General features: G+C 41.2%; 24 protein-coding genes. 13 read left to right on the top strand and 11 right to left on the bottom strand.

The features are described 5' to 3' along the window. Positions 1-45: 45 nt before the first annotated feature. Complete coding sequence (rlmN, locus tag GO816_RS14745) at positions 46-1110, bottom strand: 23S rRNA (adenine(2503)-C(2))-methyltransferase RlmN (protein ID WP_317163642.1); 1065 nt, start codon at positions 1108-1110, stop codon at positions 46-48. Between the two features lie 164 nt (positions 1111-1274). On the opposite strand from rlmN, the gene GO816_RS14740 reads away from it, so the two are divergent. The 11 genes from GO816_RS14740 to GO816_RS14690 all read left to right on the top strand — a co-directional run bounded on the left by GO816_RS14740 (position 1275) and on the right by GO816_RS14690 (position 12072). Continuing rightward, positions 1275-2441 carry an amidohydrolase family protein gene (locus GO816_RS14740; RefSeq protein ID WP_157542707.1) on the top strand — a complete coding sequence of 389 codons (1167 nt, stop codon included), beginning with the start codon at positions 1275-1277 and terminating at the stop codon, positions 2439-2441. Between the two features lie 60 nt (positions 2442-2501). After that, positions 2502-2774: an acylphosphatase gene (locus GO816_RS14735; protein ID WP_394350666.1), complete on the top strand. Its 273-nt coding sequence runs from the start codon at positions 2502-2504 to the stop codon at positions 2772-2774. Positions 2775-2883: 109 nt separating this feature from the next. After that, positions 2884-4356, top strand: coding sequence for an oligosaccharide flippase family protein (locus GO816_RS14730; protein ID WP_198171530.1), 1473 nt, complete (start codon positions 2884-2886; stop codon positions 4354-4356). Next, a complete protein-coding gene (gene dut, locus GO816_RS14725; RefSeq protein ID WP_157542705.1) occupies positions 4356-4790 on the top strand; it encodes a dUTP diphosphatase in 435 nt (144 codons plus the stop codon). Before GO816_RS14730 ends, dut begins: the two co-directional genes overlap by 1 nt. 2 nt (positions 4791-4792) lie before the next feature. Beyond that, positions 4793-6523, top strand: coding sequence for a tetratricopeptide repeat protein (locus tag GO816_RS14720; protein WP_157542704.1), 1731 nt, complete (start codon positions 4793-4795; stop codon positions 6521-6523). Beyond that, positions 6501-7304: a DUF4292 domain-containing protein gene (locus GO816_RS14715; protein WP_157542703.1), complete on the top strand. Its 804-nt coding sequence runs from the start codon at positions 6501-6503 to the stop codon at positions 7302-7304. The genes GO816_RS14720 and GO816_RS14715 overlap by 23 nt, the downstream gene beginning before the upstream one ends. Before the next feature lie 20 nt (positions 7305-7324). Then, positions 7325-8638, top strand: coding sequence for a murein hydrolase activator EnvC family protein (locus tag GO816_RS14710; protein ID WP_157542702.1), 1314 nt, complete (start codon positions 7325-7327; stop codon positions 8636-8638). Positions 8639-8693: 55 nt separating this feature from the next. After that, positions 8694-9017 carry a Sec-independent protein translocase subunit TatA/TatB gene (locus GO816_RS14705; RefSeq protein ID WP_157542701.1) on the top strand — a complete coding sequence of 108 codons (324 nt, stop codon included), beginning with the start codon at positions 8694-8696 and terminating at the stop codon, positions 9015-9017. Between the two features lie 19 nt (positions 9018-9036). Next, positions 9037-9204, top strand: coding sequence for a Sec-independent protein translocase subunit TatA/TatB (locus GO816_RS14700; RefSeq protein WP_157542700.1), 168 nt, complete (start codon positions 9037-9039; stop codon positions 9202-9204). 91 nt (positions 9205-9295) lie between these two features. Then, entirely contained in the window at positions 9296-10735 is a 1440-nt protein-coding gene (gatA, locus tag GO816_RS14695; RefSeq protein ID WP_157542699.1) for an Asp-tRNA(Asn)/Glu-tRNA(Gln) amidotransferase subunit GatA, read from the top strand. A 44-nt stretch (positions 10736-10779) separates the two neighbouring features. Continuing rightward, positions 10780-12072: a lytic transglycosylase domain-containing protein gene (locus GO816_RS14690; RefSeq protein WP_157542698.1), complete on the top strand. Its 1293-nt coding sequence runs from the start codon at positions 10780-10782 to the stop codon at positions 12070-12072. Positions 12073-12235: 163 nt separating this feature from the next. Here the strand turns inward: GO816_RS14690 and GO816_RS14685 are convergent, their stop codons facing one another. Both GO816_RS14685 and GO816_RS14680 read right to left on the bottom strand, forming a co-directional pair. Then, on the bottom strand, positions 12236-13873 hold the full coding sequence (locus tag GO816_RS14685; protein WP_157542697.1) for a polysaccharide lyase: 1638 nt from the start codon (positions 13871-13873) through the stop codon (positions 12236-12238). A gap of 230 nt (positions 13874-14103) precedes the next feature. Continuing rightward, the gene (locus GO816_RS14680) at positions 14104-15663 is read right to left on the bottom strand and encodes a M20/M25/M40 family metallo-hydrolase (protein ID WP_157542696.1); all 1560 of its coding nucleotides are present in this window, start codon (positions 15661-15663) and stop codon (positions 14104-14106) included. Positions 15664-15785: 122 nt separating this feature from the next. Here GO816_RS14680 and pelA point away from each other — a divergent pair, with 122 nt between their 5' ends. Next, positions 15786-16943 carry a pectate lyase gene (gene pelA, locus GO816_RS14675; protein ID WP_157542695.1) on the top strand — a complete coding sequence of 386 codons (1158 nt, stop codon included), beginning with the start codon at positions 15786-15788 and terminating at the stop codon, positions 16941-16943. A 65-nt stretch (positions 16944-17008) separates the two neighbouring features. On the opposite strand, the gene GO816_RS14670 is transcribed toward pelA, so the two are convergent. The 3 genes from GO816_RS14670 to GO816_RS14660 all read right to left on the bottom strand — a co-directional run bounded on the left by GO816_RS14670 (position 17009) and on the right by GO816_RS14660 (position 19501). Further along, positions 17009-18259 (bottom strand): DEAD/DEAH box helicase, encoded by a 1251-nt coding sequence (locus GO816_RS14670; RefSeq protein ID WP_317163641.1) that lies wholly within the window; start codon positions 18257-18259, stop codon positions 17009-17011. 138 nt (positions 18260-18397) lie between these two features. Beyond that, on the bottom strand, positions 18398-19048 hold the full coding sequence (locus tag GO816_RS14665) for a PKD domain-containing protein (RefSeq protein ID WP_157542694.1): 651 nt from the start codon (positions 19046-19048) through the stop codon (positions 18398-18400). 78 nt (positions 19049-19126) lie between these two features. Further along, the gene (locus tag GO816_RS14660; RefSeq protein WP_232336590.1) at positions 19127-19501 is read right to left on the bottom strand and encodes a response regulator transcription factor; all 375 of its coding nucleotides are present in this window, start codon (positions 19499-19501) and stop codon (positions 19127-19129) included. Between the two features lie 102 nt (positions 19502-19603). On the opposite strand from GO816_RS14660, the gene GO816_RS14655 reads away from it, so the two are divergent. After that, positions 19604-20470: a YitT family protein gene (locus tag GO816_RS14655; protein WP_157542692.1), complete on the top strand. Its 867-nt coding sequence runs from the start codon at positions 19604-19606 to the stop codon at positions 20468-20470. A 62-nt stretch (positions 20471-20532) separates the two neighbouring features. On the opposite strand, the gene GO816_RS14650 is transcribed toward GO816_RS14655, so the two are convergent. The 5 genes from GO816_RS14650 to GO816_RS14630 form a co-directional block, all read right to left on the bottom strand. Next, positions 20533-21351, bottom strand: coding sequence for a hypothetical protein (locus tag GO816_RS14650; protein WP_157542691.1), 819 nt, complete (start codon positions 21349-21351; stop codon positions 20533-20535). A gap of 97 nt (positions 21352-21448) precedes the next feature. Further along, positions 21449-22387 carry a phosphatase PAP2 family protein gene (locus tag GO816_RS14645; protein ID WP_157542690.1) on the bottom strand — a complete coding sequence of 313 codons (939 nt, stop codon included), beginning with the start codon at positions 22385-22387 and terminating at the stop codon, positions 21449-21451. Then, a complete protein-coding gene (locus tag GO816_RS14640) occupies positions 22384-23010 on the bottom strand; it encodes a sterol desaturase family protein (protein WP_157542689.1) in 627 nt (208 codons plus the stop codon). Before GO816_RS14640 ends, GO816_RS14645 begins: the two co-directional genes overlap by 4 nt. A gap of 6 nt (positions 23011-23016) precedes the next feature. Further along, positions 23017-23601 (bottom strand): DUF4833 domain-containing protein, encoded by a 585-nt coding sequence (locus GO816_RS14635; protein ID WP_198171529.1) that lies wholly within the window; start codon positions 23599-23601, stop codon positions 23017-23019. Between the two features lie 11 nt (positions 23602-23612). Beyond that, a complete protein-coding gene (locus GO816_RS14630) occupies positions 23613-24332 on the bottom strand; it encodes a CDP-alcohol phosphatidyltransferase family protein (RefSeq protein ID WP_157542688.1) in 720 nt (239 codons plus the stop codon). Between the last annotated feature and the right edge of the window lie 11 nt (positions 24333-24343).

Below are 24343 nucleotides of genomic sequence, written 5' to 3'. Positions count from 1 at the left end.
TGCTGAGTGCTGCAAAATAAATATTAAAATACCACTGCATTAAAACTACACAGCAGCAGCTGCCTTATCCTTCACCGCTAGCTGGCCGCATGCCGCGTCAATATCTTTACCACGACTACGACGCACATTGGTAATAATGCCTTGTTTACGAAGGTAAGCAGCAAAGCTTTCAATTTTATCTTCCCCTGCATTTACAAAATCAGCAAACGAAATTGGGTTATATTCAATGATATTTACTTTGCAGGGGAGATGCTTGCAAAACTTTGCAAGTTCCATTGCATCCTGCAGCTCATCATTAAAGTTGTGGAATACAATGTACTCGTAAGTAACTGCGTTTTTTGTTTTATTATAGTAATACTTAAGCGCTTCGGCCAAAGCCTTTAATGAGTTTTGTTCATTAATGGGCATAATCTCGTTACGCTTGGTATCATTGGCAGCGTGCAGCGAAAGCGCCAGGTTAAACTTCACATTATCATCGCCTAGCTTTTTAATCATCTTGGCAATGCCTGCGGTTGAAACTGTTATGCGCCTGGCAGCCATGTTAAGGCCATCCTCAGCAGTAATACGCTCAATTGATTTTAAAACATTGGCATAGTTAAGCAAAGGCTCACCCATACCCATGTAAACAATATTGGTAAGCGGAATTCCGTAATTTTGCTGCGCCTGCTGGCTTAATAATACAACCTGATCATAAATTTCATCAGGGTTTAAGTTGCGTTTGCGATCCATATAACCGGTAGCGCAAAACTTGCAGGTAAGGCTGCAGCCAACTTGTGATGATACACAGGCCGTCATGCGTTCGGTTGTTGGTATTAATACGCCCTCAATTAAGTGCGTATCGTGCAATTTAAAAGAATTTTTTATAGTTTTATCCGCACTAAACTGTGAATTATTAACAACAATGTGATTAATCACAAAATGATCAGTAAGTTTTTTGCGCAGTTCTTTTGAAATATTGCTCATGTCCTCAAATGAAAAACATGATTTTTTCCAAAGCCATTCATAAACCTGTTTGGCTCTGAAAGCTTTTTCGCCCATGGCGGTAAAGTGTTGCTGCAGAGTCTCAAGGCTGAGGCTGCGGATGTCAATCTTGCTTTTATTTGCGTTCACCTTACAAAGATACTTAAAATTGATTGAGTGATTTTACAACTCCGTTTTGGAAATGTAAAATTAAAAAACAACAACTAAAAGTTAATTGTATAAATGAATCAATAGTACAACTATGATACAAAAATTAAAGATTGGTGTTGGGGATTGAAGTTAAATTTCATTAAATGAAAAGTTTTAGAGCCGATTACGTTTTTCCTGTTAATGCCGATCCGATAAAAAATGGAGTTGTTACCGTAGATGAATACGGTAAAATAGTATCAGTAAGTTCATATGTACAGCCGGGCGTAGCTGTCGAACACTTCAATGGCATCATTTGTCCGGGTTTTGTTAATTCACATTGTCATGTAGAGCTTTCACACCTGTATGGGCAAACACCTAAAGCCTCTGGTCTTGTTGAATTTATAAGAGCCGTGCAGGCATTACGTAAAGTTGATGACGATATTATACAGCAGGCTACTCTGGCCGCTGATAAACAAATGTATGACAATGGTATAGTTGCCGTTGGAGATATATCAAATAGTGACCATTCGGTAGGAGTAAAAAAAGCCAGTAAAATTTACTACCACACCTTTGTTGAGGTTTTTGGCTTTTTACCTGAGCGTGCCGAAGGAGCGTTTCAAGCTGCACTTGAATTACAAAGACAATTTAAACCTTTAGCGGCATCGGTAGTGCCTCACGCACCTTACTCAGTATCAAAGGAACTATTCAAATTGCTTAAAAGCTATAGTGATTCTGAAAGCAGTAACTTGTTAAGCATGCACAACCAAGAGTGTGAGGACGAAAATAAGTTTTACCGCTATAAGAACGGCAAGTTTATTGATTTGTACGATGGTTTTGGTATCGACATCAGCTATTTTAAACCGCAGGCACGCAATTCTATTCAATCAGTAATTCCTTTATTAAGTAATAAGCAAAAAGTGTTGCTTGTTCATAACACCTGCACAAACCTAAAAGACATTTATTTTGTAAAGCGCTTTGACCGCAATATTACCTGGTGTTTTTGCCCGAATGCAAACCTTTACATTGAAGGGAAATTACCGAAGGTTGAGTTGTTTTTAGATGAAGGTTTCAACATCACACTCGGAACAGATAGCTTGGCATCAAACGATAAGCTGTCTATTTTAAGCGAAATGCAGGTATTACAACAGCATATACCCTCGTTGCCTTTAAATAAACTACTAGAGTGGGCTACCATAAACGGAGCTAAGTTTTTAGGTATTGATGATGAAATAGGCACCATTGAACCAGGTAAAACGCCTGGATTAAATTTGCTTACCAATTTAGATGGCTTTAAACTTACGCCCGAAACGCAGGTAACCCGTTTGCTGTAAATGGTGCTATTATTGCAGCATAAGCCGTATAATTGCAACTGATATTTGTGGCTATATATGATAAAGCATTTAAACATAACCGTACAAGGAAGGGTGCAGGGAGTATCTTATCGTGCATCAACAAAGGCCGTTGCCGATCAGTTGGGCGTGCGGGGCTTTGTACGTAATGAACCCAACGGCGACGTTTATATAGAAGCCGAAGCCGATACCATGTTTTTGGATATGTTTTTAGAGTGGTGTAATGAAGGCCCACAAGACGCTAAAGTAACCGAGGTTAAAAGCAACGAAACTGAACTGAAAAACTATCGTAACTTTGAAGTAGTGAAGCGATGATTTAATTTACGGTAATAGGCTTATAATTATGGCAATGAAACCCCTTGTTAATAATTCCTTTACCGGCCATTTATCATTAGCAATGAGCCATTAACTAAAGGTATCTTAATTGTCTACAGCTAAAAAATTTGCAGGCCAAACGGCAGTGTACGGTTTAACTACCATAGCCGGACGTACACTTAATTTCTTTTTAACATCACTATATACCAGGGCTTATCCGCCAAGCGTTTACGCCATATTTGGTAACATGTTTGCCTGGGCATCATTGCTGAATGCTTTTTTGGCGTTTGGTATGGAAACCACCTACTTCAGGTATTTAAACAAGCGTGCCGATGATAAGCAAACAGTTTACAACAACTCGTTTGGCGCTATTTTTATAATCACTATTATATTTCTGCTGGCTACGCTACCCTTTATTGGCCCTATAACCAATTGGGTACGTATAGATGCCAAAACACCCGCACAGGACTACATCAATTACACCCGGTATTTTTTAGCTATACTGGTGGTTGATGCCTGGTGTGTTATTCCTTTTGCACGTTTGCGGGCCGATGGGCGCCCGGGCCGCTATGGCTTGCTCAAACTGGTGAACATATTTACATTCATAGGGCTTAACCTGGCTTTTATAATTGTATTACCGTACATTATAGAACACCAGTTGCCGGGAGCCGAATTTTTTAAAAGCTGGTTCAGGCCTGGTTGGTTAGGTTACGTGTTTCTATCAAACCTTATTGCCAGCGTAGTAACGCTTTTGCTTTTATTGCCCGAATTAGCCGGCGTAAAACCCCGTATTGACAAAGCTATGCTTGCCGAAATGCTGAGTTACAGCTGGCCGGTGCTTGTTGCCAATTTTTCATTCATTATAAATGAAAATCTTGACAAAATCCTGCTGCCGAAGTTCATTAAAAACCCTACAGATTTAGGCATTTATTCGGCTTGTGGTAAAATTGCCATTTTCTTAAATCTCTTTGTTCAGGCGTTTCGTTTAGGGGCCGAGCCTTTCTTTTTTAGCAAGGCCAAAGACAAAAACGCAGGCACCACCTATGCCTTTATAATGGACTATTTTGTAATTGCCGTTGCTGTTATTTTTGTGGCATTAATGGCAAATATTGAGTTGCTGAAATACTTTATTGGCCCATCGTATTGGTCGGGTTTAGGTGTTGTGCCGTTACTATTGTTTGGCTACCTTAGTTTAGGTATCTATATGAATCTTTCCATATGGTACAAACTGTCCGATCAAACCCGTTACGGACTGTATATATCAGGCGTGGGTGCCGTATTAACTGTTGTATTAAACGTGGCGTTTATCCCAAAGTATAGTTACATGGCATCGGCCTGGGCATCACTGGTTGCTTATGCCAGTATGATGGTACTTTCATATTTGTGGGGACAAAAAAACTATCCAATTCCATACAACATCAAAAAAAACCTTACTTATATTGTAAGTTCAATCATAATTGTATTTTTATCATTCAGCGTTTTTAAACGCAACCTGTTTATAGGCAACGGCCTGCTTGTTTTATTTGCAGCTGGAGCATTTTTGGCCGAACGCAGGCAAATATCATCTATCCTAAAAAAGTAATGATCATTCGTATTATCAATAATTCTAAAAATGCCCTTCCGGCATATGAAACGTTGCACGCTGCAGGTATGGATTTGCGTGCCGATGTAGCCGAAACTGTTGTGCTTAAACCCATGGAACGTAAATTAATTCCCACAGGGCTGCATATTGAACTACCGGAAAGTTTTGAGGCGCAAATACGCCCGCGCAGTGGTTTGGCGTTTAAGCATGGTATTGGCATTGTTAACTCGCCAGGTACAATTGATGCCGATTACCGGGGTGAAATAAAGGTTTTATTAATTAATTTCTCTGATACCGATTTTGAGATAAACACCGGCGACCGTATTGCTCAAATGATTGTTGCCAAACATGAGAAGGTTGAATGGGAAAAGGTTGATGTACTAAGTGAAACAATACGCGGTGCCGGCGGTTACGGGCATACAGGCAAAGTATAAAAATGAATAAACCGGCTTACTGTATACTTGGTTTACTGATGGTTCCGGCTTTGGCTATTGCTCAAGGCAGTAGTAAAGCTACGGGTACGGCTCAGGGGCAAAAATCATTAACGCCGGCAGATAGCATGGCCATGCAACAGCTGTACTTTGAGGGCTTACGTAAAAAAACCATTGAAGACAGTAAGGGAGCAGGTGATTTATTTACCCGCGTGCTGCAATTAGATAATAGCAACGATGCAGCCATGTACCAGTTGGCCATGCTTAATAAAGCTCAAAACAGCCAGGCCGATGCTCAGCAGTTATTGGAAAAGGCCGTGGCCATTAAACCTAATAACGAATGGTATTGGGTAGCACTGGCCGATAGTTACGAGAAAACCAATAACCTGCCTAAACTTCAAAATGTATTTGATCAGTTACTCAGAATAAACCCCGAAAAGCCGGAATATTACTTTGATAAAGCCAGTGCCTTTTATCTGGAAAAAAAATATGATGAGGCATTGGGTGTTTATAGCAAGCTTGAACAAATGACTGGTTTAACCGATGAATTGGTTGCTAACCGTCAAAAAATTTATCTGCGCCAAAATAAGCTTGACCAGGCTGCCGCAGAGATGGAAAAGCTGATTGAAACTAACCCCGATCAGATCAGGTACTATTTGCTGCTGGCCGAAATTTACAACTCAAACAACGTTCCGGACAAGGCCTTGAAGGTATTGCAGCGTGCTGCACAAAAAAAACCCGATGATGGCTTGCTGCACTTAGCTTTAGCCGAAACATACAGATCTCTCAAAAATACGGATGCCAGTTATAAAGAGTTAGAACTGGCGTTTAATTCATCAAGCCTTGATGTTGATCAAAAGGTGCGGATAATTATGGGCTATGTGCCTAAGTTTCCGGATGCCAACGCTAAGGCAAGCGCGCTTGAGCTTAGCCGCATTGCTGCTTCCATACACCCCAATGAGGCGCGCGTGCAAGCCCTTTACGGAGACATGCTTGCGCAAAACGATAAGATGAAGGAAGCAAGGGAGGCTTTTATGAAATCGGTACAGCTTAACCCTGAGATGTACATTGTTCATGAACAATTGGTGCGCCTTGATTTAAGCGAGAATAAAATTGATGAAGCTATTAAACATGGAGAGAATGCCTTATCTATGTTTCCAAACCAGGCTTGGATGAACTACCTGGTTGGGGTATCTTATTTACAAAAGAAAAATGCACAACAGGCGTTAAGCTACCTAAAGAACGTAGTTGCTGTAGAGCCTGATGATAAAGACCTGGCATCGCAGGCTTATGCTGCTTTGGGTGATTGTTATCACGAGATAAAAGACAATGGCAAATCAGACGCTGCTTATGATAAGGCATTAACTTACAATCCTGATAATTCGTACACGTTAAACAACTACGCCTATTATCTGTCTATACGTGGTGAACAGCTTGAAAAAGCCGCTCAAATGTCAAAACACAGTATTGACCTGCAACCCAACACAGCTTCGTTTGAAGATACGTATGCCTGGATATTATTCAGGCAAAAAAAGTATGCTGAGGCAAAGCAATGGATAGAAAAAGCTATTGAGCATAATAAAAGCAGTGCTGTACAAGTTGAACATTACGGCGATATACTTTTTTACCTTGGCAAAACAGAAGATGCCGTTGCCAACTGGAAAAAAGCAAAACAAGCCGGTGCTTCATCACCACTATTAGACCGTAAAATAAATGAAAAGAAATATATTGAATAAGCTGTTTATAGCTTTAGCAGCAACCGCATTATTCAGCTGTAAAGCTAAAAAGCAACTGGTAACCCGCAAAGCCGATTCTGCCGCTACAACAACTACCACTAAGGCAGCAAACCCGGTTGTAGCAAAAATAGAAGCTGTTAAGGCCAGGCAAACTACGTTCAACACGTTTTCGGGTCGTGCAAAAACCAAGCTGAATATTGATGGCAAAAGCAATGATGTTACGCTTAACATACGCATTCAGCATGATAAAAAAATATGGGTTTCCATTACTGCAATTTTGGGTTTGGAAGTTGCCCGTGCTCTTATTACGCCCGATAGTATACAGGTGATAAACAAGCTGCAATCTGTTTACGTTAAAAAGCCTTTCAGTTATATTCACAATTATGCAGGCAGGCAGGTAAATTATCAAACTGTTGAGGCACTGCTTATAGGTAATGCAATAAATGAGTTACTTAATGAGAACGGACAATTACAACCCGGAGCAGGAGGGAATTCAACCATCAACGGAAGTTTACAGGGTTTGGTGTATTCACTGCTTATCGGTCCTGACCAAAAAGTTACGCAAACCAGTTTAACAAACCAGGCAGCAAAGCAATCATTAAAAGTAACCAATAGCCAGTTTGTTGAGGCAGATAACCGCATTATACCATCACATATCAGTATAGCATCTGCAGTGAGCAATAAAAATATTCAGGCCGAACTGGAGTATAACCGTACCGAGTTTAACCGCCCGCTTGATTATCCGTTCAGCATTCCGCAAGGATTTTCACCTGCCAACTAAAATCAATATTTTTGAAGCGGATGAAATTTATAAAAGTTTTACTTTTTGCTGTAAGCGTATTAGGCGTAGTACAGGTACATGCTCAAAGCAGTGCCGAATTAAAGCGTAGAAAAGAGAAGCTAAACAGTGAGCTTGCCGACCTTAACCGCGAGTACGAAGAAACCCGCAAAAACAAAAAGGCAACTATTAAGCAGTTGAATATATTAAAGGCGCAAATAGCCCTCAGAGAAGAAAAAATTACAACTGTAAACTCCGAGATACGACAGCTTAACGGCCAGATAAACGAAAACACCAATACGGTACATACACTGCAGGGCCAGTTAGATCAGCTTAAAAAGGAGTACGCTGCCATGGTGGTTTTTGCCTACCATAATCAAAGTGCGTATAACAAGATGATGTTTGTATTTGCTGGTAAAGACTTTAATCAAGCTTATAAACGCTTAAAATATTTACAGCAATTTGGTACTTACAGGGAGCGCCAGGCAGCTTCAATACAGGGTACGCAAAAAGAACTGCATGTAAAAATCAATCAGCTCGACAGAACGAAGAACGAGAAAAGTAATTTGTTAGAGGAGCAGCAAAAGGAAAGGGAAACTCTTGGTAAAGAGCGTAACACGCAAACTGCCGTTGTGAACGATCTTTCGAAACAAGAAGGAACTTTAAAGAAACAACAGCGCACCTTAATGGCGCAACGCCGGCAAATAGACAGGCAAATACAAAACGCGATTGCCCGCGAGGTTGAGGCTGCACGCCGTAAAGCCGAAGCTGAGGCAAGGGCAGAAGCTGCCCGCAGGGCTGCACTGGCTGCTGAGAAGGCGAGAGCCGAAAACAAATCGGCCGCCGAAATTGCCGAGGCGGCGAAGCCAAAGCCAATTACACGCAGCACCGCAACCGAAGCACTTACCGCCACGCCGGAAGCTGCAAAGCTTAATAATGATTTTATGGGTAACAGGGGTTTACTGCCATGGCCTGTTGCTACCGGTCAAATTATTCAGGATTTTGGCCCTTACGTGAGTGATGGCATACGCAATGATAACCACGGCATAGATATACGTACATCAAGTGGTGCCGCTGCGCGTGCAGTATTCGAAGGTACTGTAATAAGTGTTAATGATATTAGCGGTAGCTATATGGTATTGCTTCGCCATGGTTCATACATTACAGCTTATGCCAATTTACGTTCAGTTAGTGTAAGTGCCGGGCAAAAGGTAAATACGCGGCAAACATTAGGCAGCGTAGCAACCGATCCGTTCACCGGCGAAACGGTTATACACTTTGAATTGAACAAGGCTGGAGCTATTGTGAATCCTAAAACGTGGTTGGCTTCACAATAAGTATGAACATTGTGAAGTTATAATTGTATATATTTGTACCTTTAAATAAATCATTATGTATAGTCCGGTGCTTTTGGAGTTGTTTAATATCGGCGGACCCGAATTTATACTCATCTTGTTTGTTGCCCTTTTGTTATTTGGTGGTAATAAACTTCCTGAGCTGGCCCGCGGACTAGGTAAAGGAATCCGCGATTTTAAAGATGCGTCAGAAGGTGTTAAGCGTGAAATTCACAACCAAATAAACAGCTTCGACGAAAAACCATCAGAACCTGAATATCGTAATAACTATAATACCGATACTGAAACCGACACACACAACTCAACTGCTGTAAGTGAAGAGCACGAAAAGGCAGAAACCAGTGTTAAAAAAGAATATTAAAAACAAAAATCATTAAATCATGGGTTTAGGAGCACCAGAAATTATTCTGATCATCATTGCAATCTTAATTCTGTTCGGAGGACGCAAAATTCCTGAACTAATGAGAGGTTTAGGTCAGGGCGTGAAAGAATTTAAAGACGCATCTAATAAAGATACGGCCGAAGAAAAAAGTAAAGTTTCTCAGTAAGGGAAATTTTATTCGGTAATTTATACCTTTTGAAACTTATTGGTTGGTAATTTTTATTATCAACTGATAAGTTTTTTTATTTTAGCGGCCTATGGGAAAAATGTATACCACTTTAATAGAAATTCAGCACGATTTAAAATCCGGAACGGTTACTGTTAAAGACCTGGTAAATACTTACCTCGCTAATATTAAGCAATATGCTCACTTAAACGCTTATAACGAGGTTTTTGAAGAGGAAGCAATTGCACAAGCTAATTCCTTGGATCTTCGCCTGCAAAGCAACGAAACCACTGGACGCCTTGCCGGAATGGTGATTGCCATTAAAGACAACATCTGTTATAAAGGCCATGAAGTTACTGCTTCATCAAAAATTTTACATGGCTTCAAATCAATTTTTTCATCAACCGTGGTGGAGCGTTTGCTTGCCGAGGATGCCATTATTATTGGCAGGTGCAATTGTGATGAATTTGCCATGGGCGGTGCAAACGAAAATTCATACTACGGCCCTGTAAAAAACATGGCCGATGAAAGCCGCGTTCCGGGTGGTTCATCAGGTGGCTCGGCGGTAGCTGTGCAGGCAGGTATGTGCCATGCTGCCATCGGTACAGATACTGGCGGCTCAATCCGTCAGCCTGCCTCTTTTTGTGGTGTGGTAGGGCTTAAGCCTACTTACGGGCGCGTTTCGAGGCATGGTATTATCGCATATGCTTCTTCTTTTGATCAGCCGGGGCCAATTACCCGTTCGGTAGAGGATGCTGCATTGATACTTGAAGTTATAGCCGGTGCTGATGATTATGACAGTACAGCATCGCGCAAGCCTGTTGAGCGCTATAGTGCCGTGAAAATTAATACTGATCAAAAAAGGAAAATAGCCTATATAAAAGAAGTGTTTGATAGCGAAGGGCTTGATGCTGAAGTTAAACAAACCCTTTTAGCCGCTATTGAACAGCTTAAAGCAGATGGACATACCGTTGAACCGGTATCTTTTGAATACCTGGACTATGTAGTACCAACTTACTACATACTTACTATGGCCGAGGCATCTTCAAACCTGGCCCGTTACGACGGTGTTCATTACGGTTACCGCAGTGCAAACGCAACTGATTTGACCAGTACTTACAAGCGTTCACGTTCTGAAGGATTTGGAACTGAGGTTAAGCGCCGTATTATGCTTGGTACATTTGTGCTGAGTGCAGGTTATTATGACGCTTATTACGCTAAAGCGCAAAAAGTAAGGCGGCTTATTAAAGAGCGCACCGATGAGATTTTAAAGCGATACGATTTCATACTTACACCTACGGCGCCCGAGCCTGCGTTTAAGATAGGGCGTACTGATATTGATCCGGTAGTAACATATCTGGAAGACATATTTACAGTACAGGCATCACTTGCCGGTGTGCCGGCTATATCTTTGCCAGTGCAAAACAATAGCAAAAATTTACCGTTAGGGTTACAACTGGTTACCAAAGCCTTCGCCGAAGCCGATTTGTTAAACTTTGCAACTTATTTTGCTGGATTGCGTAAAAGTTAATACTTTAGTAATTTATCGAAATACGCGTAATTATAAGCTTGAGAATGAAGAAATTATTTACGATCATTTTTTGTGTTGCTACTTTTCAGTCTTTAACCTCACTTGCCCAACCTGCATACACCGATACTTCATTATATGAAGAAAATTTTAGGCCTAACTATATGCAAAGCTATAGGCCCGCTGCAGTTAATACGCCTGTAATTACACAGTTAAAGCAAATATCTTACCAAAATTCTCCGTACCGTACTCGTCTTGACGCAATTCAGGGCGATGTGCAGCTTGATTATAACGAATTTGTACAAGCTTACATTAGTAATTATACATCTGCAGGCCGGAGAGATGAAATGGGGCGTATTATAGGCCTAAGCAAATACTATTTCCCTATTTACGAAAAGGCTTTTAAAGATGCCGGTATTCCTGACGAAATCAAGTATCTGTCTATAGTAGAATCGGCGCTAAATCCTAATGCCGTATCGCGCGTAGGCGCTACCGGCCCATGGCAGTTTATGTATTCAACCGCAAAAATTTACGGTTTGGATATGAATAATTATGTTGATGAGCGCCGCGACCCTATACAGGCAAGTTACGCGGCTGCTGCATACCTGCGCGATGCCTACCAGGAGTTTGGCGACTGGCTGCTGGCAATTGCTTCGTACAACTGTGGTAAAAATAGTGTTGAGCGCGCTATGCAGCAAGCAGATGCGGTTGATTTTTGGTCGATAAGGCAATATTTACCAGCCGAAACACGCGGTTATGTACCTGCCTTTATAGCAACCATGTATGTTATGAAGTACCATAACGAGCATGGCATTGTGCCACAAGCCTGCAATATTACTATGAACACTGATACGGTAATGGTTAACAAGTTTATATCATTGAGTAACATTGCTAAGGCCTTAAGTATTGATGTGAACCAATTATCGCTGCTTAATCCATCATATACCAAACGCGTTATCAACGGAACAACCAAGGCTCCGCGCCGTATTGTTATACCGCAAATTGGCAAAGAGCAGTATCCTCAGCTTTACGCCGCCCTAAACGGTGAAGTGGTTGCACCTATACAAAAGATATACACCCCACAACCCGAAGAGGATATAGCTATAACTGCTAAAGGAGGTACTTCTCATATTGTAAAAAGAGGTGAAACCTACAGCACTATTGCTGGAAAATACGGAATAGACGAAGAAGACTTACGTATTTGGAATAACGTTAAAGGTAAAAAGCCTTTACCTGGGCAAAAGTTAAAAGTGTCGGCTCCAAACCTTGCAGCCGGTGCAACTAAAACTGGTAAAGAGCTTGCTGCTATTGGTTCGGCACAAGGCGCCGGTGGTAATTAACAGCTATAATACATAAAGACTCTTGAAGCGATAATGACTAAGGTTGTTATCGCTTTTGTTTTGAGCGACGGTTAGGCAACAAACTGCATATTACTTACTGTATGAAGCATAAAAAAGGCCTGCTACTTATTTTAAATAGCAGGCCGTAAAAAAAATGACTTAATTATTTTGCTCCGGGTACCACTTTTGCCAGTGGAACCACACTGTTCAAATAAACCTCGATATTGGTATAACCACTTCCGTTTTTTGCTGCAAGTGTTGCGTCAGCTGCGTTTTTAGGGTTAAGGCCATGTGCAAGTTCATAGCTGTCGGGCATTCCATCATTATCACTGTCTTTGTAAGGCGTGCCGTTATAGTTAGGATAGCCGCCAACCTGATCGGGGTGGGTAATTATACCTTGTTTGTATGAATCTGCCGGTAGGCGGTGTTTAATAAATTCTTTACCTATGGTGTTATCAGTTCCCTCTTCGTAAATAATTTTACCTGTTTTAACTACCTGGGTAATGCGCGTATCAACGGCATCGCGCTTCGGTAGGGTAGCCCCAACATTTGCCAGCACGTAGTCGTAAGCCTCTTTAGCTGTCACTATCTTAACCTTTGCCATAGGGAACGGCTTGTCAGCTTTAATGCTATCGGTGTAACGTCCTGCATCAGGCATATTGCCAATTTGTATACCGCCATCCCAATTGTTTTTGGTTACTTTTTCATTTCCCTCTACAATATTGCCGTTAGCATACACACGCCCGTAAACTTCATGGCGGCCTTTTTCACGGCTACCCTCGGGTTTTAAGATGCGATGACCCACGGGCTGATTTAATGGAGTAATTGGCCCCGGTTTGTAATAATTGTTGATGAAGTTGAATAATGACCTGTCATCGCCACCATCGGCACTGCGGTTCCACCAATTGAACACAACATTATTTACAAAGCCAAAATCTCCATACATACCTACCGATGGGTTACGCGCAATGTTGTTAGCCCAAAGGTTGCGCATAAACGTGCTGTTAAGGCCGCCTATAGTGCTGCCAAAAGCATGATTGTAAGTATCTAAAGCTTCAGAAAAAATTGAGTTTTGAATGGTGATATTTACTGTAGGTAACTTTTCCTGTTTCTCTCCACCACGATCATATACATGGCGGTAAAGCGACATGTTTTCATCTAAACCCCAGCTTGCCGAAACATGGTCAATGATAATATTACCAACCGGATTGCCGCCCAAACCGTCATCACGACGAGCAACGTCTGTAGCGCCCCTGCGAAACCGCATATAGCGTATAACTACATCGTGCGTATCAATCCATACCGATTCATTGGCTATGCAAACGCCATCGCCCGGAGCAGTTTGGCCGGCAATGGTAATGTACGGTGCGCGTATAATTACCGGGCTTTTAAGTTTAATAATACCGGCTACATTAAAAACAATAACACGTGCGCCGCCTTGTTCACAAGCCTCGCGAAAAGTACCTGGTCCTCTGTCTGCTAGGCTGGTTATTACGTATACTTTTCCACCTCTACCGCCGGGAGTATAGGCTCCTCCGCCTTCAGCCCCCGGGAAGGCTGGTATTTTTGCTTGAGGCAAATCAGACGGCTTAGATGCCCACGGAACGAAAGGTTTTCCGTTTTTCTCGTCGCGCTTTATAACTGCCTGTGCTTTATTCCATGCATCATCACTTAACTTTTTTTCTACCGCAAGCGCTGAATCGGCTTTAGCCTGCACAGCAGGTGGAATAACAGGATATTGTGCTTTTGCCGCCGCAAAGGTGGCCATCAGCATCATTGTGCTTAATACTTTTTTACTCATTTAACAGGTTTATAAATAAACTTCGATTTAGTTTAATTGGGTATACATATCAAATATGCTACCTGTGCAATAAAGTTTAGTGTAATATGTTTACAACCTGTTATACAATATTATCTGTATACGAAAATTGATGCCTAAATCCTGTAAAATATTTGTTGGTATTGCTTTAAATGAAAAGCGCTCATCAGTTTAGATGAGCGCTTTTAAAAAGTGTAATATCCGTTTGCAGACTAATCAAGTCCACCGCGGCGGGTTGCTTTAACCTGCTCTGGCCATTTCAAGGGCTGGCCGGTGCGTGGATTGGTGCCTAAAGGTGCTCTTTCAGTTGATGTTCTTTCTGCATCCTCACTGGCCATATAAATTAGTATGGCGGTTAGTATAGCGTTGCGGCGTACATCATCAAACACAATTTTATCATAAGTGTCGCGATTAGTGTGCCAGGTGTAATTTCCATAGCTCCACCCTAATGAAGATAATGAGAAGCCGGGAGCGCCAACAGCAACAAACGAAGCGAAGTCTGATCCGCCTGCTCCTGGTACGCCCGGGAAGCTCGTTTTTATAGAATCGCGTATGTATGATGGTACTGGCTTTAACCAACGGGTTATATAGTCAGCAGCTTTAGCATAACCTTGTCCGCCAATGTTTACAACTCTTCCGGTGCCGTTGTCCTGATTGAATAATGCCTGAAGATTTTTTACGATTTCCGGATGGTCTTCTACAAAAGCCCGTGAACCGTTAAGACCTTGCTCTTCACTTCCCCAATGACCTACCAAAATGGTACGTTTAGGCTTAGGATATACCTTTTTCAAAATACGCATTGCCTCCATCATGGTAAGTGTTCCGGTGCCATTATCGGTAGCACCAGTACCTCCGTCCCACGAATCGAAGTGAGCTGAAAGCATTACGTACTCGTTTGCCTTAGCCCCGCCTTTAATTTCGGCTAAGGTATTGTAGGTTGGCACTACACCCAGTTCTTTTGATTCGGTGTGCATGCTTATTTTGGGCTTAATGCCTGATTCGGTTAAGCGGTATAGTAAGCTGTAATCTTCTAAAGCTACATCAACTGTAGGAACCTTTTTAGTATAAGCGCTGAATATTTTATCAACGCCAAAGCCTGCCGACCAGTTAGAGGTGATTATACCTGCGGCACCGGCATTTTCAAGTATTACCGGAAGTGTACGTGATGTAAAACCTGTTTTTTTGATGCGGTTTGCCCATGCGGTTGTTTTGGCCGTGCGGTCGGCCTGCATTTTGTCAAACGACTCTTTCATGGCAAATTCCTTCCAGTTATAATCTGGCCTGCCGGTTGGTTGCGGCATTGATATCATAATGAACTTACCTTTGATAGATGGTAACCATGCCTGATAAGCAGCTGAATCTGCAAGGTCGGGTAGGGCAATTACCTCGGCAGTAACTGTTTTGTCGCCCATGCCGGGGCTCCAGGCAAGCTGTGTACCTTCTAATGATTTTACGCGCGGATAAACCATGTCAATATGTGAGATGCCGCGTTCCCATCCACGCCATTCACCCCATTTTTCGTTGCGGGCACTTACACCCCATTTTTTGTATTTGGCTACAGCCCATTCGTTTGCTTTGAGCATTTGCGGAGTGCCCACGAGGCGCGGACCTATACCGTCCATTAGTTCGCGTGCCAGGGTTTCGAGCTGAGAGTTTTCATTGCCCTCCTTTACAATCTGATCAATAACGCTGTTTTGAGCGTGCGCAAAACTGCTTGATAAGAGCAAAGCTACGGCAGGTAAAAAGGTCAGTGAGTTAAGTTTTAGTTTCATAAAGCCAATATAGGTAAACCTCATATCAACTTAAAGTCACGCTGTTGTTACATATATGTAAGCAAGTTACGTCAGGAACTTATTGTTTATAAATGGGTATTAATTACCTTTAAGCAACCTTTATGAGAAGAATTTTCCTGTTAGCCTTTGCGCTTTTGTGCAGTAATTTAATGTTTGCACAAAACCAGCTTCATAAAAATACTGATATCAGCAATTTCTCCAGCAGTGCATCGCACTGGTATGGCATTGCTGATAAGCATAATATTATCAATCCTAAGAAGAATCAACCTAAATACAAGGCAGACCAGTTAGAGGCCATAGGAGATAACATCATAGTATATCAAAAGGAAAACGGAGGCTGGCCAAAAAACTATGATATGACGGCCATACTTACCCCACAGCAGTTAGATAGCATAAAAGGCGCTAAAAATATTTTAAATACCACATTTGACAATGGCACCTCGTACACCCATGTGGCTTACCTGGCAGGTGTTTATAACGTTACGCATGCTGCAAGGTTTAAGGAAACGGCTGTAAAGGGTATTAAATTTATACTTAACGCGCAGTACAGTAACGGCGGATGGCCACAGTATTATCCGCTTCAAAAAAATTATAGCAGCCACATAACTTACAATGATGATGCTTTCATCGGTATTATGAAACTACTAAAAGAAATTGGTGAGAATGATACCGAGTACGGTTTTTTGGACAAGCAGTTGCGCAATAGCGTAAAAGCGGCTTTTAATAAAGGTATAACCTGTATTTTAAATACGCAGATTACCGATAAAGTAGGTTCTGCTGCATGGTGTCAGCAACATGATGAGTATACGCTTAAACCTGCCTGGGCACGGGCGTTTGAGCCGGCAGCAATTTGCAGTGCAGAGAGCGTTGGCATTGTGCTTTTGCTGATGCAGTTAGATAAGCCAGCACCAAGGGTTATAAAAGCCGTGCAAAGCGCTGTAGCGTGGTTCAAAGCATCGGCAATTAAAGGTACAAGGGTAGAGACGATAAAGGCTAAGCCTGATACCAGTAAGTTTACCATATCACGCACCGATAGAGTAGTGGTAGAAGATATAAACGCGCCACAAATTTGGACACGCTATTACGAAATAGATACTCGTAAACCTTTATTCTGCAACAGGGATAGTAAAGTGGTATATTCATTAGCCGAGGTATTGCGCGAGCGCCGCTCTGGTTATGCGTGGTATACTTATAGCCCGCAAAAGGTGATAAACCGATATGCAGCCTGGGCCAGTAAATGGGGTGTTAAAAATTATTAAAGGCCAAGTAGTAACTCATTAACCATTGCTATGTTTTGTAGCCAGCAACTACGGTTACAATAAGATTACTGCCCTTTGGCTTGCTGTTTTGGGCCGCTGCCGGGTTTACGGTTGCGATTGTTATTACTGCGGTTATTGCCCCGGCCACGGCGTGGGCGGTTGTTTGCATCAGCTTTAAACTTCGGTGCTTCTCCAAATTCGGGCGGGAGCGTTACTTCCTCAATTTCGCGATCAATTAACTGTTGTATACTTTGAAATCGCCTGAAATCGCGCTGGTTAACAAAAGTTATTGCGGTGCCGGTGGTAGCTGCTCTGGCAGTACGGCCAATACGGTGTATGTAATCTTCCGGATCGGGCGGTACGTCATAGTTTACCACTAAGTCAATACCCTCAACATCTATACCGCGCGAAAGTGCATCGGTACCAATTATAATAGGAAGCGTCTTGTTTTTAAAATCAAGTAATATGTCTTCGCGTTCGCTTTGTTTAATGTCTGAATGGAATGCGTCAACTTTAAGACCGGTAGCTTTAAGTTCTTTATTAAGGGATTTAACGCGGTCTTTGGTAGATGAAAATATAATGATGCTGTTGAATGCGCCGCTTTTTAAAATACTTACCAAAAGCTTGGTTTTCTGCTCATCATGCACCTTGTAAATTTGCTGGTTAATGCCTGATGCAGGCTGTGAAATAGCAATGTTTATTTGCTCGGGCTCATTTAAAATAGTGCGCGCCAGTTGCCTTATTTTGCCCGGCATAGTTGCCGAAAACAGCAGCGTTTGGCGTTTAGCCGGTAAATGGCTAATAATGCGCATAATATCTTCCTGAAAGCCCATATCTAACATGCGGTCGGCTTCATCAAGAATCAAATACTGAAGATGATTTAGCTTAAGTGAACCCGATGCCAGGAATGAAATTAAACGACCAGGTGTAGCAATCAATATGTCAACTTTGTTGTCAATTCCACGGCGTTGCTGCTCATATGCAATGCCATCACCGCCACCAAAAATGGCCTGTGAACTTATCTCGGTAAAATAAGCAAGACCTTCAACCTGCTGATCAATTTGCTGAGCCAATTCGCGGGTAGGAGCTAATATCAAAGCTTTAATTTGGTGGTTAGGATGCTCACCAATTAAATTTAAAACAGGTAATAAATATGAAGCAGTTTTACCTGTACCGGTTTGCGCACAGGCAATAACATCCTTGCCTTCCATTACAACAGGTATGGCACTTTGTTGTATGGCGGTGGGCGTTTTATAACCCATGCTCAGCAGGCCTTCGGTTAGCTGCTCATTAAAATTAAAGTCTTTGAAAGTCACACGCAATGTTTATAATCTTGGCAAGATAAGAATTATATCAGCGTTTATTAACAAACGCAATAAGTAAAGCTTATTGTTACAACAAAAGCCAGGCAGTTGCTGGCTTTTGATAGTTTTTAGCTCATTAAATGGTGTTTTTTATTTTGAATCGGTGATAACGTCAGCAATAGATTTTGCTGCCTGCGGTACTTTATTTTTAACGCTTATAGCGGTTGCCTGTACCGAAGTACCCATGTAAATTTGAGTATTGTTATTTATGGCTATAGTGCTATGCCCAAATTTGGTCATTGTATAAGGCTGTATAGCTATAAATGCTTTACTTCCTATGTAACCGCCAATACCAACCTGTGTATAAATGGTATATGCAGTATCTGATTTTGCATTTGGGATCATTGTACCGTGATCCTTAAAGTCTTGCAAATTGTTACCAGCATCTAAACCAAATGATGCCAGTGGTACGCTTGAAGTTGTTTGATTGACTACCTGGTAGCTTGATGTACCCGGGTAAATTCTAACGCTTTTAACTATGTTTTTATCACCCGCGCTTAATTTCACCTGAAATACGCCCCCCTTGGTGTAGTTATGTATCGGACTGGTTTCACTTGAGGTTGTTCCATCTCCAAAGTCCCAAGTGTATGAACTTGCGTTTACAGATTTGTTGTCAAATAAAACAGGTTCGTTTAAGTAATAGTTAGATTTTGTTAAAGAAAAATCGGGTTGAATTTTCTCTTTTTTGCATGCGCTAAGCAACAGGATTGCGCAACATGCCCATGTTGAAAGGTTTTTCATTAATGAATAAGGTCGGTTTGAATTATATAAATGCTAAATAACTTTCGTAAATATATAAATCTTTTCCTGTTGCCGAGGCTATCTGTTTAAAAGCGAAAATACTTTCTGTTGTAGAACATCCATATCAAATGGCTTTTCAAGATAATCATCAGCGCCTGCCTGGGCAGCCTTGTTCCGCACATCCATACTGGCCGAAACCATGATGACCGGAATATCCTTAGTGGTGGCCTGGCGCTTAAGCTGCTTACATACGGCTTGCCCATCATGGCCGGGCATCTGAATATCAAGCAATATCAAATCGGGCTGTGCTTTAACAGCTTGCATTACCGATGTTCCATCTAAAACTTTTAATACCTCATACCCCGAATGATCAAGTATAGCCGTCATGGAGTCAACAATAGCCTGGTCGTCATCTGCAATTAGTATCGTTTTTTGCTTACCTTCCATACCCATTCTTATCAAAAATTAAGCCCGATTTTGTATCTTACCGCCAAACCTGTGTTGTAACAGGTATTCATTAATATAAATTTAAAAATATTTTGCAACAACTACAATATGAAAGTTACTAAAGAAAAGATTGCTATAGACTGGTTGTTAATTGTTTTAGGAATTTTTTCGGCGGCTTTAGGGTTAAAGGGTTTTTTATTATCGAGCCACTTTATTGATGGTGGGGTAACGGGTATATCAATGCTTATAGGCAATATAACCGATACATCTATTGCCATATATATTGTGTTGCTGAATATCCCGTTTTTGATATTAGGCTATAAAAGGCTCGGTGCACAGTTTGCATTTAAAAGTACTGTAGGCATCATCGGGTTATCATTGTGTGTGGCATTTGTGCATTTTCCTGATATAACGCCTGATAAGCTGTTAACAGCGGTTTTTGGTGGTGTGTTTATTGGAGTGGGTATTGGCTTTGCCATGCGCGGCGGTGCGGTGCTTGATGGTACCGAGATAGCTGCACTACTTTTGAGCCGTAAGGCGCAGCTACTTAAAATAAGTGACATTGTATTAATTCTGAATATCGTCATCTTTTCTACAGCTGCATATTTTTTAGGTATTGAGCGAGCCATGTACTCCATACTAACCTACGTATCGGCTTCAAAAATGATTGATTTGATTTTGAATGGTATTGAACAGTACACCGGTATAACGGTAATATCATTAAAAAGTGAGGTAATACGAAAGGTCATCACCATGCAAATGGGACGCGGTGTTACCATTTATCAAGGCAAAAGCGGTTATGGTAAGGACGGTCATATTAACGAAACACGAGATATTATATTCACCGTAGTAACCCGCTTAGAGGTACCGGCATTAAAGGAGAAGATTATAAAGATAGATCCTGCTGCGTTTATTATACAGCACAGTATTGATGATACTACCGGCGGCCTGTTAAAGCGCAAGGCACTACATTAAACAATAAAAAGCAGCACCCCAAGTGCTGCTTTTATTGTTTAATGGTTATTGCAAGCTTACAGCTATAACGAAACTGTTTTCAAACTATCAGTATTTGTTTTACTTGAAGGGGTTTCCCAGTTAATAGTTGGTGCCGTTAGCTTAATTTGTTGTACAGGTATTTTTGATGCTGCAGTTGCTGCAAGCAATTTCTTTTTGCCTGTTTGTGTTTTCTTCAGTTGTTTTAAAGATGCCAGAGCAGCTAGTTTTTTTTGCTTAGCTGCATATGCTAACTCTTCATTTTTGATAGTTTCATCAAGCCCCTGGAATACATTTTCGGCAGGAGGTACCTGAATAAAGGTATATAAACGGCTATAAGCAATTTTTACAGATGAGTCCTGTTCAGCTAATTTGTTTTTCATTGCTAGGCGGTGAGCCTCTTTCAAGTCTTTTTTTGCCAAATTGTAATCTTTGATATCAATTTTGATGGCAGCCAAATCAACAAGAGTATTTATGATTGACGGTACAGCCTTCTGGTGTCTTGAGAGGGTATTGGCTTGCAGAATAAACCATTTAGCTTGTGCAAACTTACGCTGCGAACGGTATGCACGCGATAGGTTGCTATAGCTATAAATCATACCCGTAGTATCACTATACTTGTAGTATGTTTTCATGGCCAGCATGGTATAATTAACAGCATTTTCGTAGTTAATGCGTTTAGTATAGCTGTTGGGTGCAGTTTTAAATGACAGGTAGCAATCAGCCATGCTATTATATATTATAGCCTTTGCCTTATCATCGGTAGTAAGCTGTAATTGCTGTTTAAGGCTATCTAAAGTATCGGCTTTAACGCCTACAGTAAATGCTGATATATAAGTAAGTAGTAAAAAAATCTTTTTCATAATCAGAAATGATATGTACAATTTAATATACAAATCACATGCCTGATTAACGGATATCCACAATAAGGAGTAAAATTGTGGAAAATTAGGACCTAAATTATTGAATTATAGCTTCGTAACGGTTCAGCCAACCAGTTATAAGCCTTGATTTTGTTACAATGAGGTTGAATAACGCAATACCTAATGCAGCAGTAGTAATACCAGCAAGTACATCAAGAAAATAGTGATGGCTGGTGTATACAGCAGCGAACCATATACCTACAGTAACCGTTATAAAAAAAATATTAGCCCAGCCAAGTTTATTTTTTAAACCGTAATAAACCACTATTAAAGGATAGCTTGAGTGCAGCGATGGCATTGCCGCAAATACGTTAGAACCTTTGGAATAGATATCTTTAAAAAGCGAGATGCCAAAGTACGCATCAAACTTGCTCAAACCTGCTGTATTGCCGGGGGTAGCCTTAAAAAAGTGAAAGCCATGATATTGAATATACCACGGTGGTGCAGCCGGATACGTGTAATACACCACAAACCCAAGCAGGTTTACCAGTACAAATGTTAACGAAAAATAGAGGAACTCACGTTTACGTGTAAAAAACAGATAGGCTGCGAAGCCGAGCGGAACCGGAATCCAGCAGAGGTAAAATAGTCCTGTTAAAATATCTAAGAAAGTGGTGCCATGAATGCGCCAGTACTCATTTGGTGTAACTATAGTGCCAGCCTGTTCCATGCCAAATAGATGCTTCTCAAAATTATAAAGCTCAGACAAGTGAACAGCTTTGTAATTGTAGTTTGGAAAAGCTTTCATGTAATCAAAGATGATCCAGTATACAATGAATATCGAAAAGCCGAGCACAAACTTGCGGGTAACCCCTGAGGCATAGAAAAGAGTATAAAAGATACAGATTAACACAATCTGATCACTTTTAAACCCAACAAGGAAGTAAGATGCCAGAAGGTAAGAAACAGCGGCCAGGGTAACAATTAAAAAGTTTTTAAAAGTTACCGGGGCACCCTTCGATAGGGCAAAACTCATTTAGCCTTTTTTATGAAATCAGAGCCGAAAACTTTATCCCAAATTGGTGAGCTAACACCGTAACCTTTGCTTGGGTCTTGGTAATGGTGCAGCATATGATGTTGTTTAATACGCTTCCACATACCACCTTTAAAGTTAAAGTGATGTATAGCGTAATGAGATATATCATATACAAGGTAACCTATAAGAAAACCAGGGAAAAATGAGAAGATATATCCCTCAGGTAATATCCAGTTAAATAGCAAAAACAATATAGTTGCCATTGGTATACTTGCCGATGGGGGCATTACTAACCGTTTTGCATCACTTGGATAATCATGGTGAACGCCATGAAAAATAAAATGTATACGTAAAGCCCATTCAGCTTTTGGCACAAAATGAAATACGTAGCGGTGTAAAATGTACTCGGCAAAAGTCCAAAAAGCAAGCCCGGCCACCATAAGGCCAAAAAAGCCGGCTACAGTAATGCCGGTATGGGTGAATGCCCAGTAACTTAAAAAGCCTATAATAGGTATAAAAACGTAAAGGGGCACTGTCCAGTGTACTTTTGAAAGCGCTTCTAAAAGGTCGCTTTTAAACATACGCACAGATTCACTCGAGTTGGAAACGTAATTCTTTTTCATCACTAATCAAGGTTTAAAACGCTCAGTAACTTCTTTACCGGTTGCCGGGTCTGTTCCTTTAAATTCCACAAAGCGCACATTCGGAACCCAAAATGAGCCACCTTCTATTCTCAAAAAAATTCGGTTAACAATAAACTGGCGCTGCGAAACAGTTGCGAAGATATGATATTTTCCGTCAGCACCCTTCATCAGCGTAAGCGGAAATTTTTTGTATGACACAAATCTGATATCATATTTGCCATTTCCTAAGGCTTTTGAGGTAACGCCATAGGCAAATTTTCGCTGAATGAAATTGAGTTCTGCTTTCTCACCTTTATCATGGTAACGTATCCAGTAGGGGTGTACCGGCGTTTCTTCATCAGGTTTACCGTCTTTATCTAAATTCAGCTCGTAAACTATGGTGTTAGAGTTGGGTGTACGTTGTACGTAAAACAACCTGCTTACAGCTGCAGGCAGCGCAGGGTATGGGTTGCCTGGCAGTGCATTTATGTTTTTAACGGTATCGGCAGGTATACTGCCTGCCTGGGCAACGTTAATGGTAGCAAGCATTAAAACAATGCCGCTTAATACAATTTTGATGTTCAGTTTCATTTACTAATTTTTCAACCTTGGTTATTTAGTTCGCCTAAAGCTTTTTTTGCATCCATCAGGCGGCGGAATGCGGTAAGGTTGGTTAGTACTGCCAATATGGTAATTGGCACAGTGAATATTGACATGGTTTCAAATACGTGATATTTGATACCTGGAATATACCATTTAAAATCGCCGCCTATGTAGGCCGAGGTAACACCGCAAATAAGAGCAAACAGGCCAATGGTCACCACACGTTCGGGACGCTGCATTAGCCCGCCTTTTATTTCAACGCCTAAACCTTCGGCACGGGCACGTACATAGCTTACCATCATTGATCCTATAAGGGCTACAAAGGCAAATATTGAGCTTAAGAAATAATGGTTGGCAACGAGGTAGTAACATATGCCTAAAAACATAATCAACTCACTGTAACGGTCTAAAACAGAATCAAACAGGGCACCGAATACAGATTTCATATTGCCCAGACGGGCTACTTGTCCGTCTAACATATCAAACAAGCCTGCAAATAATATTAACGCACCTGCCCAGCCCACTTCTGATAAATCGTCGCGGGTTGATTCTTCAGCTCCCCATATAAATATGCCGGCTACACCAATATTTAAAATAAAACCTATAAGGGTTACTGCGTTTGGAGTAAGGCCAACTTTAATCAAAACCTTTACAAAAGGATCGATTACGCGGTAAATGCCTAACTGCAAATTTGTACGTAACGATGTTTGCTGTGCCATTTGTTTAAACC

This window comes from Mucilaginibacter aquatilis (genome assembly GCF_009755275.1).
GTDB lineage: Bacteria > Bacteroidota > Bacteroidia > Sphingobacteriales > Sphingobacteriaceae > Mucilaginibacter > Mucilaginibacter aquatilis.
The sequence above is the reverse complement of the archived record's forward strand: the minus strand, read 5'-3'. Positions and strand labels throughout refer to the sequence as shown.